The sequence below is a fragment of the Methylotenera sp. G11 genome (genome assembly GCF_000799735.1).
In the GTDB taxonomy this organism is placed as follows: Bacteria; Pseudomonadota; Gammaproteobacteria; order Burkholderiales; family Methylophilaceae; genus Methylotenera.
The window spans coordinates 834372-850045 of the sequence record NZ_JUHH01000001.1 but is presented as its reverse complement, the minus strand read 5'-3'; the positions used below and the strand labels follow the sequence as shown (position 1 = coordinate 850045).

The window sequence follows — 15674 nt, the reverse complement described above, 5'->3', positions numbered from 1 at the left end:
TTTTAAACGATTTTGTCAGTGAATTTTGCTCTGGGTTACAAAAAAATATGGCGCTGGCACATCGCTTGCAATACTAGCACTGCTACCAATGTCATTTCAACGGATGAAATTGAGATTAGTAATACAACAATTTAACAGATTTTATATTTTGGGGATGTAGAATGAGTCATCAATTTAAACGCAAATTCAGCCTGGCATTAGGTGCCGGCCTGATTACCGTATTAAGTAATACCGCTTTTGCTGCAGACGAGTTGTCAAAGCTCATGCAGGATGATAACCAGTGGGCTGCGCCGCGCAAAGACTACAGCAATACCGGCTATAGCAAACTTGGCCAGATCAATAAAGGCAACGTAAAGAACCTGAAGCTTGCCTGGACATTCTCTACCGGCGTCAACCGCGGCCATGAAGGCGCTCCGCTGGTGATTAACGATGTGATGTATGTGCATACTGCTTTCCCGAATAACATTTATGCACTTGACCTGAATGACAACCAGAAAATCCTGTGGTCATATTTTCCCAAGCAGGATCCGGCAATCCAGGCTTTGCTGTGCTGTGACAACGTGAACCGTGGCCTGGGCTATGGTGACGGCAAGATTTTCCTGCAGCAGAACGACGGCAAACTGGTAGCGCTTGATGCTAAAACCGGTAAAAAAATCTGGGATGTCCAAGTCACCGATACTAAAGTCGGCGAGTCCAACACCAATGCACCGCACGTCATCAAAGATAAAGTCATCACCGGCTGTTCAGGTGGCGAATACGGCGTGCGCTGCCACATCACTGCTTACAACATCAAGGACGGCGCCCTGGTATGGCGTGCTTACAGCACCGGTTCAGATAAGGATGTCCTGATCGGCGAAGACTTCAACAAAGCGAATCCGCACTACAGCGCACTGTCATTGTATGAAGACGTGAATGGCGGCAACAAGGTTGGCGGTTCATTCAAGGCGTTGCCTAAAGACAAATTGAAATTCCCTGAGAAAGACCTTGGTATCAGGACATGGCTCAAGCCGCAAGCCAGGAAAGACGGTTACCAGAACGGTGGCGGCGCGACCTGGGGCTGGTATTCATACGATACGAAACTTAACCTGATGTACTACGGTACGGGCAACCCAGGTGTATGGAACCCGGATGTACGTCCTGGCGACAACAAATGGTCCATGACAATATTTGCACGTGATGTCGATACCGGCGTAGCGAAATGGGGTTATCAGATGACGCCGCATGACGAGTGGGATTATGACGGCATGAATGAAACCATCCTGTGGGATGCCAAAGGCAAGAGCCTGGCAACGCACTTTGACCGTAACGGTTTCGCCTACACATTTGACCGCACGAATGGCAGCCTGATGGTTGCAGAGAAAATGCAGCCGTTTGTGAACTGGGCAAAAAGCATAGACCTGAAAACCGGTACGCCGATCAAAGATGCAGCTTACTCAACCCACCAGGATTACAACGCGCAGGGCGTATGTCCATCAGCGCTGGGCGTGAAAGATGAGCAGCCTGCTGCATTCTCACCTAAAACCGGACTTTTCTATGTGCCGATGAACCATGTCTGCATGACTTACGAGCCTGTTGAATCCAAGTACGTAGCGGGTCAGCCATGGGTGGGTGCAACACTCACGATGTTTGCAGGGCCGGATGGCGTCATGGGCGGCTTTATGGCCTGGGACGGCCTGAAAGGCAAACAAGCCTGGTACAACAAAGAGAAGTTCTCAGCATGGGGCGGTGCCCTGGTGACATCTTCCAACCTGGTGTTCTACGGCACATTGGATCGCTGGATGAAAGCGGTTGACGCCAACACAGGTAAAGAGCTCTGGAAATTCCAGGTAGGTTCAGGTGTAGTCGGTAACGCCATCACTTACGGCCATAAAGGCAAGCAGTATATCGGTGTGCTTTCCGGCATCGGCGGCTGGGCGGGTGTTGCAATGAACCTGGGCCTGACGAACGATACCGATGGCCTGGGTGCAGCTGGCGGCTATAAAGAGCTGGTTAAATACAATGCGGCACCTGGCGGCGGCGCAATGAACGTGTTTAGCCTGTAATTGCCTACCATAATTTAAAAAGGAAATAATGCATGAATACACTTTTTAAAAAAGCATGTTTATTCAGCGTGCTGATGTCCGGTTTTGGTTTTGCATACGCGGCGGATCCGGTAGAAGCGCTTGCGCAGAAAAGCGGATGCCTGATGTGCCACGGCTTGCAGAACGCAGTACTTGGGCCATCTTATAAGGATGTTGCACAGAAGTATAAAGATGATAAATCCGCAGAAGCAAGACTGGTGGAAAAAGTCAAAACGGGTGGCGGCGGTGTATGGGGCAAGATGCCTATGCCTGCCAACAGCCCCAAAGTAAAAGATGACGATATTAAAACCATAGTAAAGTGGGTTCTTACTAGAAGTTATTAACCTTCGTTGTTAATGGTGTAAACAAGAAGCCAACCGCAAGGTTGGCTATTTTGTTCTACGGCCACGCATGGCACTTGCATGGGCCAGAATGCCGAAATAAAAACTAATTCATCAGGCTGTGCCGGCATCAAGATTATAATCAGCACACGATGAGAAATAGTTCACTTTCTGAAAATAGTTCACCTGCGGAAAATAGCTCTTTTGCCCGCTTTCCCATTATCGACGCATTCAAGGCGGTCGCATCGCAGCTGATTGTGCTGCATCACCTTGCCGCTTACGGCCCTGTTTCTGACGCGGTGCAGCGAGCTGCGCCGGACATGATCAGCTGGCTGTATGATTATGCACGCATGGCGGTGCAGGTTTTTTTTGTCATCGGCGGCTATCTGGCGGCGCGCTCCATGCAGACCAGCAGCGCCGGCATGGCCTGGTTCACGGCCAATCTGGTGAACCGGTATTTAAGGCTGGTTGTTCCATTTTTCTTCGCTTTGGTTCTGGCTGTCGTGTGTGCGCTCGCTGCACGGCAGTTGCTGACCGATGATTTTATCCCGGATGTGCCTGAGTTATCGCAATTCCTGTCGCATGTATTCCTGTTGCACGGGGTTCTGGATTTTGATTCACTGACTGCCGGTGCGTGGTTCATTGCTGTCGATTTTCAGCTCTTTCTGATGATGCTTGGCATTGCCTGGCTGGGCGGCAAGTCAGTTGATTCCGCTAAGGTTATGCTTCTGGTTGTTACGCTGATGGCTGCTGCATCGCTGTTCTGGTTTAACCGTGACTCCGGTTATGATGACTGGGCTTTATACTTCTTCGGTGCATATGGCCTGGGCGCCATGGCTTACTGGGCCGGGCTGCGTGAACATCTTTCGGCATGGTTCTGGCTCAACGCAGCGATTACGCTGACGGCCCTGGTTGCTGATTTCAGGCTGCGCATCCTGATAGCGCTGGGTGTGGCATTGATGCTGTTTTTTACAAGAAATGTGCGGATTAAAAAGATGCCGGGGTTTGTGCATTACCTGAGCACGGTTTCCTATGCATTGTTCCTGGTGCACTTTTCGGTTGTGATGCTGGCGAATGCCGTGTTTGGCTGGCTGAAACTTTCCGGTTCACTTGCCGGCTTGTTGTTCATGATGTTTTCATGGCTGGCTAGTCTGGCGCTGGCGGACATTTTTTATCGCAAGGTTGAAAAGCCGGCCACAGCTGCTATAAAGTTACGTGTATAGCTTATGCCGCTGGCGGGCATGTCATGCTGATGCGGAAACGTGTGTCATTCTAGTAACACGCAGCTTTTATGCGGTAGCTGCCATTTGTTTTGTGATGTTTCGAGGTGATCAATGAATCGATTCTTTAACGCAGGCCTTCTCAGTGTCCTGATTGCGCTGATTACAGCCGGCTGTGCTACGACCAGCGGCACTTCTGTCCAGGAAAAGCGTCATGCGGTATTGGCCATGAAAGAAGATGTGCTAACCGAGCTGTACAAGTTATATCCCCAGGCCAGGCAGGAAATCGCCTCCGCCCCGGGGTATGCCGTGTTCAGTAATGCGAATGTCAATATCATTTTTGCCAGCTTTGGAGGAGGATACGGCGTGGTGCAGGAAAAAACGGGCAAGCAGACTTATATGAAAATGGGCGAGGCCGGTATAGGCCTGGGGCTCGGCGTAAAGGATTTCCGTGCAGTCTTTATTTTCAAGAACCATTCTACCATCGACAGATTCATTGAAAGCGGCTGGGAATTCGGCGGGCATGCGGATGCAGCGGCCAAGGCATCTGACCAGGGTTCGGCCGTAGGCGGTGAGGCCCTGATCGACCATATTGTCATCTACCAGATCACTAAAAGCGGCTTAGTGCTGCAAGCCTCGGTCAAAGGTACCAAATATTGGAAAGATGATGAATTGAATTAGCGTTTTTATGTGTTTACCTGCAATATGCAATTTCACTGAATCATTTATCAGGAGAATAAAAGCCATGCACTATAAAAAACTATTGATCAGCTGCAGCCTGTTTACGATGCTTTTTCCAATGGCGCCCGCCGTGTATGCCGACCCGCCGCCGTGGGCTCCTGCCCATGGCTGGCGCAAAAAGAATGATCCTTACTACACCGGATATGCCGGTCGGCAATGGTCTGATGACTACGGTATTTCCAGTGGCCGCTGCAACCGTGAAGCGGTGGGTACCGCATTAGGCGGCATCGTCGGCGGCGCAATCGGTTCAACGGTTGGCAAAGGCGATGGCAGAGCCGTGGCGATTATCCTGGGGACCGTGATCGGTGCTGTGGTCGGTAATAAAATCGGGCGTGACCTTGATAATGCAGATCGCGGCTGCCTGGGTCATACTTTGGAGCTTGGTGCGCAAAACAGGCCGGTTACCTGGGTTAACCCGGATAACCGCCTGAATTATACGGTGACCCCGCTGAGCGGTTTTAGTGCCAACGGTCAGAAATGCCGTAACTACAAACTCAACATGCGTGGCGACGGCATTAACGATACCAGGAGCGAGCGTGCCTGCCTGGCCACGGATGGTACGTGGAAACCTTATCGAGGCTGATGCGGCCGGCTTTGATCTGGCTGCTGTCTTGGCAATATGAAATCCAGCCGCCGCGGATCGCTGCTTGCAGTGTGTTGATGAAAGGCATAACGCACTGCAGGCGGTAGCGAATGCCCTTAAACAAACTCTTTCAGCAGGGATTTTACAAAGTCCGTACGCAGGCTGATGGCCTCAAAACCTACTGAAACCCGCAATTTATCCGGGCCGTTCATGCGGCATCTTCTGTCGCGTTGCAGCAGGTTGATGAGTTTCAACGGGTCGATATCAGCCTTGGGGTTGAATTGCAGCTGAATCGAATCTGCGCTGGCGTCAATCTTGATGACGCCTATGTTTTTTGCTGCAATACGCAAGCGGTGACAGGCCATGAGCGCTTCCCCTTGCTCCGGCAATAAACCGAAGCGGTCTATCAGTTCTTCCTGCAGGTTATCCAGCTCGTCATCATCGTTACAGTTGGCCAGGCGTTTATAGATGACCAGCCGCTCGTGTACATCCGGGCAATAGGCGTTGGTGAGCAGGGCAGGCGTGTGCAGGTTGATTTCCGTCGTCACGCCCAATGGTGCGTTCAGGTCCGGCTCTTTGCCGGCCTTAAGCTGTTTTACGGCGTGATTCAGCATGTCTGAATACAGGTGAAACCCGATTTCCTGCATTTCACCGCTCTGGCTGTCGCCCAGCAGTTCGCCGGCACCGCGGATTTCCAGGTCATGCATGGCCAGATGGAACCCCGCGCCCAGGTCTTCCATGAGCTGGATCGCATCCAGCCGCTTCTGCGCCTGCGGAGTGATCTTGCGGTCCGGGTCAGTCAGCAGGTAAGCGTAGGCCTGGTGGTGCGAACGGCCGACACGGCCGCGCAGCTGGTGCATCTGCGCCAGGCCGAACATATCAGCCTTGTTCATGATGATGGTGTTTGCGGTCGGTACATCGATACCGGTTTCAATAATCGTAGTGCATAGCAGCAGGTTGAAACGCTGGTGGTAAAAATCACGCATCACGTGTTCCAGCTCGCGCTCGCGCAGCTGGCCATGCGCCACCGCAATGCGCGCATCCGGCAGGATACGTTCCAGTTTTTCGCGCATGGAGTGTATGGTATCCACTTCGTTGTGCAGGAAATACACCTGGCCGCCACGCTTGAATTCGCGCATCACCGCCTCGCGGATGATGCCTTCGGAATACTCGGTGTGGAAAGTCTTGATGCTCAGGCGTTTCTGCGGCGGTGTGGTAATCACGCTGAATTCACGCAGGCCTTCCATTGCCATGCTCAGCGTGCGCGGAATCGGCGTAGCCGTCAGCGTCAGTACATCGACTTCCGCACGCAGGGCTTTAAGCTGCTCTTTCTGGCGCACGCCAAAGCGATGTTCTTCATCCAGGATCACCAGTCCAAGGTTCTTGAACTTCACATCTTTCTGAATCAAGCGATGGGTGCCGATAATGATATCGATATCGCCGTTTTCCAGGCCTTGCAGCGCGGCGGCTTGTTCCTTGGCGGTACGGAAGCGCGAGATCTCAGCGACCTTGATCGGCCATTCGGCGAAACGGTCGCTGAAATTGTTGAAATGCTGTTCTGCCAGCAGCGTTGTCGGCACCAGCACAGCCACCTGCCTGCCGCCCATCACCGCCACAAAGGCAGCGCGCAGGGCGACCTCGGTTTTGCCAAAGCCCACATCACCGCACACCAGCCTGTCCATCGGCCTGCCGGATTGCATGTCCTTGATGACGTTCTCAATCGCTTCCAGCTGGTCCGGTGTCTCTTCAAACGGGAAGCCCTCGCAGAACGCCTCGTAATCGTGCAGGCTCAAGGTAAAGGCATGGCCACGGCGCGCAGCGCGCTGTGCATATAAGTTGAGTAATTCAGCAGCTGTGTCGCGAATCTGCTTCAACGCCTTTTTCTTGGCTTTTTCCCAGTTGCCGCTACCTAATCGATGTAACGGCGCTGATTCCGGCGGGCCGCCGGAATAACGCGAAATCAGGAACAACTGCGAAACGGGCACGTAAAGCTTGTCGTCACCATAATATTCCAGCAGCAGGAATTCGGTTTCGCCTTCGCCAAAATCCAGATTCACCAAACCTTTATAGCGGCCTACGCCGTGCTGTTCATGCACTACCGGGTCACCCAGGCGCAGTTCGGACAAATCTTTAAGCATACCCTCGGTGCTGCGCGCTTTTTCTTTTTCGCGGCGGCGCTGCTGGCGGACGGTGGCGGCATACAGTTCTGCTTCTGTGATGATGGCGTACGATTGAGCTGCTTTAGCTGCCAATTGTACGGACATGCCCCCTGCGGGTATAGCAATATCACTCCCTCCCACTTTAAGGGGGAGGGTTGGGGTGGGGGTAATTCCAGTTAATTCTTTATTACGTTTACCCCCATCCCCACCTTCCCCCTGCGAGGGGGAAGGTGTTAATACGAAGCCAGCATGTAAGGGGGAAACCCCGAGCATCACCTTAGCTTTGTTGCCAAGAAAATCCTGCCAGGTTTCACAGACCGCAACTTCAAGCCCATGCTCCGCAAACAGCTGCGCCATGGTCTCACGACGGCCCAGGCTCTCGGCAACAATGAGCATATGGCCTTTGAACTGACTGATGAAATCTTTCAGCTTGTGCAGCGGCTGCTCGGCACGGCGCTCGATGTCTAATGACGGCAAACCATTGCAGGCTTTTTCGATGGTCAGCGCCAGTCTCGGAAATGTATGGGTGGAGGCGAAAAAATCTTCGGTCTTGATCAGCAGTGTTTCCGGCGTCAGCAGGGGGCGTTCTGCGTCATGTGCCAGCGTGCGATAGCGCGACTGTGCTTCACGCCAGAACTGCTGTGCGCTTTGGTCAAGGTCGCCATGCAGGCACAGCAGGCTGTCGCTTGGTAAATAATCCAGCAGGGTGGCAGTCTGTTCAAAAAAGAGCGGCAGGTACCATTCAATGCCGCCTGATGCGATTCCCTTGCTGACATCTTTGTAGATTTTGGCGCGCTGCGGATCGCCTTCAAAAGTCTCGCGGAACTGGCTTCTGAACATGGCAATACCGGCTTCATCCAGTGGAAACTCGCGTGCCGGCAGTAGCCGGATTTCCGGCACCGGGTACAGGCTGCGCTGCGTATCCACATCAAAGGTGCGGATGGTTTCAATCTCGTCATCAAACAGGTCAAGGCGGTAAGGCAGCGCAGAACCCATGGGGAACAGGTCGACGAGGCCGCCGCGCACACTGAATTCACCGTGCGCCACAACCTGCGTGACATGGTGGTAGCCAGCTTCTGCACATTGTTTGCGCAAGGCTTCCAGATCAAGTTTCTGGCCTTTTTTGAGCATAAAGGTATTGGCGCTCAGGTAGGCTTTGGGGCTCAGCCGGATTAGCGCCGTAGCCAGCGGCACAATAATCACGTCACAAGCGTTCTGCGTGATGTGGTAAAGCGTAGTCAGGCGCTCGGAAATCAGATCCGGGTGCGGCGAGAACTGGTCATAGGGTAGCGTTTCCCAGTCCGGCAGCAGATGCACGTTCAGTTCAGGTGCAAAGTAGGGGATTTCTTCCAGCAGCCGCTGCGCATCGAATGCACTTGCAGAGATGATCACCAGCGGGTGCGCATGCCTTTTTTGTTTTAATTCCGCCGCGAGGTTTGCAAGCGCGAAGCTGTCCTCACCTGTAGCGTTGATACTAAAGCGTGTTGCCTGACCCGGTTTAGGAATTGGCAGGGTAGTCTGCGTCATAAATGAGAGTTTGAAGCGATTCTTGAGGGCAAGATTATAACGGTTGTGGGGCGTTAAAACTTAAAAAGTTTTCTGCCGTGCATGCGATTAAACATACACGGTTCAGGTAGTTAGACTGACTTTGATGTACAACGTAGGGCGTATCCGTGTAAACGCAATACGCCGTACAGGTTGTTACTTATTGAACTGTAATTCCGCTGCGATCCAGTATTCCACCGGGCTGCCGGCAAAGCCATCTTTTTCCGCCAGGTAATAGGCGGCGACTTCTATCATTCTGTAACGTAATTCAGCGTTTACAGGGCTGGCTTTGGTTTTTCTTGCGGCAGGTTTGGCTGCGGCTTTTTTTACCGGGGCATCTTTTTTTACTGAGGTTTTTGGTTTAGCGGCGGCTTTGGGTTTTGCCTCAGCTTTAGCGGTAGTTGCTTTTTTAGGTTTAACTGCTTTCTTTTCTTCAGCCATTTTATTTCCTTTCAAAGTTTTACTTACTACGCCATTGAATTACTACTAAACCTTGATTGTGCATTTCTATGTGCCCGTGCCGCCCACAGTCAGTCCATCGATCCGGAGTGTAGGCTGTCCAACGCCTACCGGCACACTTTGCCCTTCCTTGCCGCAAGTGCCTACGCCGCTATCCAGCGACATGTCGTTGCCTATCATGGAAACACGCTTCAGCACTTCCGGCCCGTTGCCTATCAGTGTAGCGCCCTTGACCGGGTAAGTGATTTTACCGTCTTCAATCATATAGGCTTCGGCTGCGCTGAATACGAATTTACCGCTGGTGATGTCAACCTGGCCGCCGCCAAAATTGGCAGCATACAGGCCTTTTTTGACAGATTTAATAATCTCCTCCGGCGGAGTGGTGCCGTTGAGCATATAGGTGTTGGTCATGCGCGGCATGGGGATATGGGCATAGCTCTCGCGACGTGCGTTGCCGGTAAGCGGCATGTTCATCAGGCGCGCATTGAGCGTGTCCTGAATATAGCCGCGCAGGATACCGTCTTCGATCAGCACGGTTTTGCTGGTTGGGTTGCCTTCATCGTCCACACTCAGTGAGCCGCGACGGTCGGCAATGGTGCCGTCATCGACAATGGTGATGCCTTTGGCGGCGACCTGCTGGCCTATCATATTGCTGAATGCCGAGCTGCCTTTGCGGTTGAAGTCGCCTTCCAGGCCATGGCCGATGGCTTCGTGCAGCAAGATACCCGGCCAGCCGGCACCCAGTACTACCGTCATGCTGCCTGCCGGGGCAGGGCGCGCATCCAGATTCACAAGTGCCTGGTGTACGGCTTTGCGTGCGTAATCGTGCAGCACTTCGTCGGTAAAGTAACTGTAATCAAAGCGGCCGCCGCCACCTGCCGAGCCTTGCTCCCGGCGGCCGTTGCTCTCGGCAATGACATTAATGCCCACACGCACCAGTGGGCGCACATCGGCAGCCATCACCCCGTCATGGCGCGCCACCATCACGACTTCGTATTCCCCTGCGATTGAGGCCGTGACTTGGGTGATGCGCGGGTCGAGTTTTCTGGCGATGGATTCCAGGTGTTCCAGCAGCTTTACTTTTGCTTCAGCCGACAGCGAAGCGATCGGGTCATGGGGCAGGTAAAGCTGTGTCGCCTGTGTTGTGATAATGCCGTTGGCAGTCTGTTCGCTACCGACGGCGGCAATCGACTTGGTTGCGATTGCGGCTTTCTGCAATGCTTCCAGGCTTATATCATCTGAATAGGCAAAGGCGGTTTTCTCACCGCTCACGGCGCGCACACCAACCCCCTGGTCAATCGAGAAGTTGCCGGATTTTACCTGGCCTTCTTCCAGCCCCCAGCTTTCGCTGCGGCTGTATTGAAAATAAAGGTCTGCATAGTCGATCTGGTGCGACATCATGTCGCCAAGCACATTTTGCAGTTTTGCAATATCCAGGCTTGCTGGCGCGAGCAGGGCTTGCGTAGCCTCATCGAAATGAGAACCTTTGAGGAGGCTGGAACTGCCGGGGATTGCGTCTGATTTCATGACTTTGCTTCAATTCAATAAAATAATGATTATTTAGCGTTGACCACTTGAATGGTGCGATGTTGCAATGCCGGTAAGCTTTTTCTGAGGCTTTCCTGGTATTTGGGATTGATCGTTGCCATGACAACCCCGGAGCCGCGCGGCAGCCTGTCCAATACCACACCCCATGGGTCTACAATCATGCTGTTGCCATGTGTTTCCCGGCCTGAAATATGGTAGCCGCCTTGTGCCGGGGCAATGACGTAGCACAAGTTTTCAATAGCACGTGCGCGTACCAGTGATTCCCAGTGTGCCTTTCCGGTAGTGTCGGTGAATGCAGACGGCACGACGATCATGTTGACTTCCCCCATGGCACGGTAAAGTTCAGGAAAACGCAGGTCATAACAGATTGAAAGGCCGATTTTACCGAACGGCGTATCAACCACTTTGATAGCATCGCCCGGTTCGATGGTGTGCTCTTCATGATAGTGTTCATTGCCCAGGTCCAGCCCGAACAGGTGGATCTTGTCATAGCGCGCAACCTGTTTGCCTTTGTCGTCATAAACCAGGCAGCTGTTGCGTACCTTTCCTGCTGTTTTGGTTGCAAGCGGAACAGAGCCGCCGATGATCCAGACCTTGTGTTTTTTAGCGGTCTTGCTTAAAAAGTCCTGAATCTGGCCTTGTCCTTCTTCTTCGCGTACTTTGATCTTATCCGTGTCTTTCAGACCCATGATGGCAAAGTATTCGGGTAAAGCCACCAGCCTGGCGCCCTGGTTGACGGCAATCTCGATCAGCCTTTCTGCCTCGCTCAAGTTTGCGCTGACATAAGGGCCTGATGCCATCTGGATGGCAGCCACTTTGATGATGTCGTTAGCGTTCTGTTTGCTGAGTTTGGCTTTGGTTGTTTTTATGCGTGAGGTAATTGCCATATCTGATCCATTTGTCTGCTGTTATTTATTGGGTGAGATTAGGCTGCTGTCTTGCTGCCTGTTGCTGTTTTCTGCGGGTTTAACTTCTTGCGGATTATCCCAGGTGCCCGTAATTTCATATTCGGTAGAAATGATTTTATTAAGCGGGTCTTTCAGCACTTTCTGCGCCAGAAACGCCACGGCGCCAGCCAGCGGCCCGCCGGCAAGTGCAGCCAGCGAGAGACTGTCACTGATGCGCGGCAGTACCTTGACAAAAAGGTGCTGGGTTTCTTTCTGCAAATTAGTTTCACCTTTCATTTCCACATCGGCAGCCGGCCCGGTCATCACGAAGTTGTCGCTACGCATCACCCCCTGGTTGATTTTAACCGTTGCATTGATTTTGTCAAAAGCAAAGCCATTGCTGAACAGGTCCCTGAAGTCCAGAGTCAGCCTGCGCGGCAGGCTTTGCAGGCTCAATAGGCCCAATAGGCGGCCGACACCAGGCTGAGCCTGTAAAATCTGGCCATTATGTACTTCAAACTCAAGGTCACCATTCAGGCGCGTCGTATTGAACTGTGAGGGGCTTCCCGGCCAGTGCAATCTTCCTTTTAACTCACCGGCACCGCCTTTCACGGTGTCAGGATAGCCAAACCTTTTCAGGGTGTTTCCTAAATCCTTGATATCCCAGCTGATGTTCAGGAACGTGTTCGGGTTCCTGATCCAGTTGTTCCATTGACCTTCGGCGCTGATGACGCTGTCCTGGCTGCTGAATTTGATTTTCTGGATATCCCAGTTATCGTTCTGCGGATAGGCGATCAGTTCCAGTGCGCCGAAATTTTTCTTATTGAATTCAAAATTATCCGCAACGATGTCCAGTGCAGGATAGTCCTGTTCAAGCTTGATGAACTGCTGTGGCAGCGGGCTGCCGGAATCCTTGATCGCTGTCAGCCTGTCCGGTGCATTGCCGGGAATCGACAGGTTGCTCAGGCGTGCAATCAGTTTGCCGTTGTTCTGGCTGATCCATTGCAGGTCGCCGGTGATCTCGCGGCTTTGCACGTTGACATGCAGGCCTTCCTTATTGGGAACGTTGCGGATTTTCAGATTGTTGATGCGGCGGTCAAAAATGTCCAGAGCATTGATCGTCAGCGCGGTTTGCTGGAACGCAAACGGCGTTGCCTGTTTGCTGCCGTCGGTGATGTTTTTGAGGACATAGCGCCATGCGTCGGCATCGAGGTAATCCAGGCTGCCGTTTAATGAGATGCCGGCAAACCGGGTATCCTGGGCGGTCTCGGTATCGGCGGCAACAGGCGATGATTCGCTGTTGAAGCGGATGTCGGCACGCTGGAATTTAAGTTTGCCGTTATCGGCCGAGCGTATGATCCTGGCCATGACCTTGCTGCCAAGCGCCAGCCGGATCTGGTCGGTGTTTGCGTCCTGCCTGCTATCTATAAGCAGGTTAAGCGGCCTGTCAGCGGTTTTATCCAGCGGTGCCGGGAATTGGGAGCTGATCCCGAGCAGGTCGGAACGTATGATGATGTTGACGCGTGGCTTCTGGATCAGGATATTACCGGTCCATTCTGCGCTGCCGCTGATATAACTTGAAACTTTTTCAGCGTTCTGTTCTTTCAGGAACTGTTTCAGGCCATCCTCACTCATGCGGCCTTTGGCTGCCACGCGTATGGATTTGTCTTTGCCGGTGTTCAGGTTGAACGCCACGGGGGAACCAAAGGCATAGGCTTTGACATTTTTGGCTGAAAGGCTGTTTTCGGTGAACTCCAGCGCACCGTTGATCTGGCTGAGCGCAGGTATGCTGGCGTTTTCCATGCTGCCATTGATGATCTGGTAGAGCCCTTTGTATTTAGCGGCTTCAAGATTCTGCATGGGAATCATCAGTCCCAGGCTCAGCTTGCCGCTGCCGCTGGTTTTGAGGTCTTCGGTAAAGCCTTGCGTGACTTCCAGCACCGGGCTTTTATTGACAAAATTGATGCCTTCGCTGACCGGGCCGGTGACTTCAGAAGTGATGCTGAGGATAGGGTAGTCGGCATCAAGCTGGGCGATCGTCGTTTTGCTTTTAATGATCTTGTTGCCAAGTATGCTGCCGGTATGGGCGTTCAGCTCCATGCGCTTGCCTTCAAACAGCAGGTCCAGCCCCAGGTGGTTAATCACAGGCCAGTCGGTGCCGTATTCCAGGGTGGCGTCGCTCAGTTTTGCGGTAGCCCTGAATAGCCCCAGTTTCGGGTCCATGCGGTTTTTGCTGTCGACAAACGGGAAGTCTGCCAGGCGGCCCTTGATCGTAAGTTCAATATCTTCAGCACGGCCTGCCAGGATAGACGTATCCAGCCATTGCAGTGTGGTTTCACCGAGCATTATCGGGTAATAATAAAGTGCGTATTTGGCATCGCCTTTATCAAAATGCGCGCTCAGGTTCAGGTTGCCGCCTTTAATGCCATCCATCAGGTAGCTGGCATTGACGGTACCGGATAAGTGCTGGTTATTGATATTCAGCCTGCTGACATTGATTTGCGTGGCTTTGTCCTTGATGAGCCAGGACACTTCTCCGCTCAGGCTGTCCAGCGGGACAGGCCAGCGCAGGATGCCTTGCAGGTCGAGCTTGCTGTTGGTGGAGTCGAGCTGTAGCTGTCCGCCTTTATGGCTGGCTTTCAAGGCACCTGATAAATTGCTGAAGCCAGGGATGTGCTGCTGGGCATTGATGTTGAGATGGTCGAACGCCGAGTTGACGCGGTAGGCCGTAGTTTTGTTGTTCAGGGCTTCCCAGTGCAGTTCCAGGTTTTTAAGCGTGCCGTTGGGCGCAGCTGCTGTGATGTGCTGCTGCAGCGCGTCAGACAAAGGCAGGAACGCGAGGTATTCGTGCATGCCGGCCAGGTTGAATGTGGCGAGTTCAAGGTTGAAGGCTTGCTTGCCGCTGGTTGTTTCCGAGTAGTCGGCTTTGAGGTCTTCAAGGTTAAGGCCGTTATCTGCACTGGCAGACAATTGGCTGACATTGACTGAATAGCCGGATTTGGCCGGATTGGTGCCTATCAGCTGAAACTTGTTCAGGTTCTGCCATTCAAGGTTGCCGGTGAGTTTACGCAGTTTTACCGGCAGTACGCCGGATCTGGTCTGTATCTGCAGATCTTTGATATCGACAGTGCTGCTGACCGATTGCAGTTCATGGTTCCTGAATTTGACTTTCAAAGTGGTGGAGCCAACTCCGGAATGTATGTCCACCGGATAATCCACCCAGGTTTTAAAGGCTGCCAGGTCGGTATTTTTTGAAACCAGATTGATATAGCCATCCCATTCCCGGGTTTTGCTGATGTCGTTACCATAAAAACTGCCGTCAACCAGTATGGGGTTTCTTGTGCCTGCTGAAGGAATGGCACTCATGGTGAAACTATGGTTCTTCACCAGGCCTCTCCATAGCGGGCTATGCAGTTGCAAGTTGAAACTGCCGAGACTTAGCATCGGGGCACTGCGCTTTTCATCAAGCCACATGATCCTGGCCTGGTTGATTTCTACGGTATTTTGCCTCAACAGCCAGTTGGCCAGGTCGGGTTTTGATTCACCGCTCATGCTGATGCCGGCAACAAAGATTTCGCCGGATGCAACACGCCGGATAGTGAGCTCCGGAGAATGAATCACGAGCTCATTCAGCCGCGGTTCAAGCATCGGTATGCTTAGCCATGACAAGGAAACTTCGGTATTCTTTAGCTGTAGAGCCAGGCGGTTTTCGGTATCAAAAATATCGATATTGCTGATTGACAGGTGCGGATTGATGCCGCGCCAGCTCGCCTTGATGTCGCCGATAGCGACTTTCTGCCCGGCTGCATCGCTCGCAAACGCGGCAATATCATGTTTATACCGCCCGATATTCGGCATGACCCAGAATTGTATGGTCAATGCCGCAATCAGCATGATAGAGAGCATAACCCCGGTGAGCCATAGCGCTGAACGGCATAGCCAGAGTACGGATTTCTTTAGCATTGGTTTGATCAATATATTTGAATTATTTATTAAGCATGCATTTTACTGCAATATCAGTCAGCAGGTATGTTTTGCAAGGCCTTGCAGATGTAAATACTATGTAAAACCAGGTAAATGTGCGGCATATCCTGCGTCGCGAAAATGAAAGAATTATGAGAACTCCTGGCT

The 15674-nt window shown here is 52.5% G+C and carries 10 protein-coding genes; 5 read left to right on the top strand and 5 right to left on the bottom strand.

The features are described from left to right. The first annotated feature begins 161 nt into the window (after positions 1 to 161). From GQ51_RS03760 to GQ51_RS03740, 5 genes are all read left to right on the top strand, one after another. Complete coding sequence (locus GQ51_RS03760) at positions 162 to 2042, top strand: methanol/ethanol family PQQ-dependent dehydrogenase (RefSeq protein ID WP_047549964.1); 1881 nt, start codon at positions 162 to 164, stop codon at positions 2040 to 2042. A gap of 74 nt (positions 2043 to 2116) precedes the next feature. Further along, complete coding sequence (locus GQ51_RS03755; protein WP_235276224.1) at positions 2117 to 2404, top strand: c-type cytochrome; 288 nt, start codon at positions 2117 to 2119, stop codon at positions 2402 to 2404. Positions 2405 to 2553: 149 nt separating this feature from the next. Continuing rightward, positions 2554 to 3624: an acyltransferase family protein gene (locus tag GQ51_RS03750; RefSeq protein ID WP_052177693.1), complete on the top strand. Its 1071-nt coding sequence runs from the start codon at positions 2554 to 2556 to the stop codon at positions 3622 to 3624. 111 nt (positions 3625 to 3735) lie between these two features. Continuing rightward, the gene (locus tag GQ51_RS03745; protein WP_047549958.1) at positions 3736 to 4302 is read left to right on the top strand and encodes a YSC84-related protein; all 567 of its coding nucleotides are present in this window, start codon (positions 3736 to 3738) and stop codon (positions 4300 to 4302) included. Positions 4303 to 4366: 64 nt separating this feature from the next. Beyond that, complete coding sequence (locus GQ51_RS03740) at positions 4367 to 4945, top strand: glycine zipper 2TM domain-containing protein (protein WP_047549955.1); 579 nt, start codon at positions 4367 to 4369, stop codon at positions 4943 to 4945. Positions 4946 to 5061: 116 nt separating this feature from the next. Here the strand turns inward: GQ51_RS03740 and mfd are convergent, their stop codons facing one another. The 5 genes from mfd to GQ51_RS03715 all read right to left on the bottom strand — a co-directional run bounded on the left by mfd (position 5062) and on the right by GQ51_RS03715 (position 15506). Next, positions 5062 to 8631 carry a transcription-repair coupling factor gene (gene mfd / locus GQ51_RS12520; protein ID WP_047549952.1) on the bottom strand — a complete coding sequence of 1190 codons (3570 nt, stop codon included), beginning with the start codon at positions 8629 to 8631 and terminating at the stop codon, positions 5062 to 5064. A gap of 174 nt (positions 8632 to 8805) precedes the next feature. Then, positions 8806 to 9090, bottom strand: coding sequence for a DUF2934 domain-containing protein (locus tag GQ51_RS03730; protein WP_047549949.1), 285 nt, complete (start codon positions 9088 to 9090; stop codon positions 8806 to 8808). A gap of 66 nt (positions 9091 to 9156) precedes the next feature. Then, positions 9157 to 10635 (bottom strand): metalloprotease TldD, encoded by a 1479-nt coding sequence (gene tldD / locus GQ51_RS03725; RefSeq protein ID WP_047549946.1) that lies wholly within the window; start codon positions 10633 to 10635, stop codon positions 9157 to 9159. A gap of 29 nt (positions 10636 to 10664) precedes the next feature. Next, positions 10665 to 11543, bottom strand: a complete 879-nt coding sequence (locus GQ51_RS03720; RefSeq protein WP_047549943.1) for a carbon-nitrogen hydrolase family protein — start codon at positions 11541 to 11543, stop codon at positions 10665 to 10667. Positions 11544 to 11564: 21 nt separating this feature from the next. Next, on the bottom strand, positions 11565 to 15506 hold the full coding sequence (locus GQ51_RS03715) for a YhdP family protein (protein WP_047553774.1): 3942 nt from the start codon (positions 15504 to 15506) through the stop codon (positions 11565 to 11567). Positions 15507 to 15674: the final 168 nt, after the last annotated feature.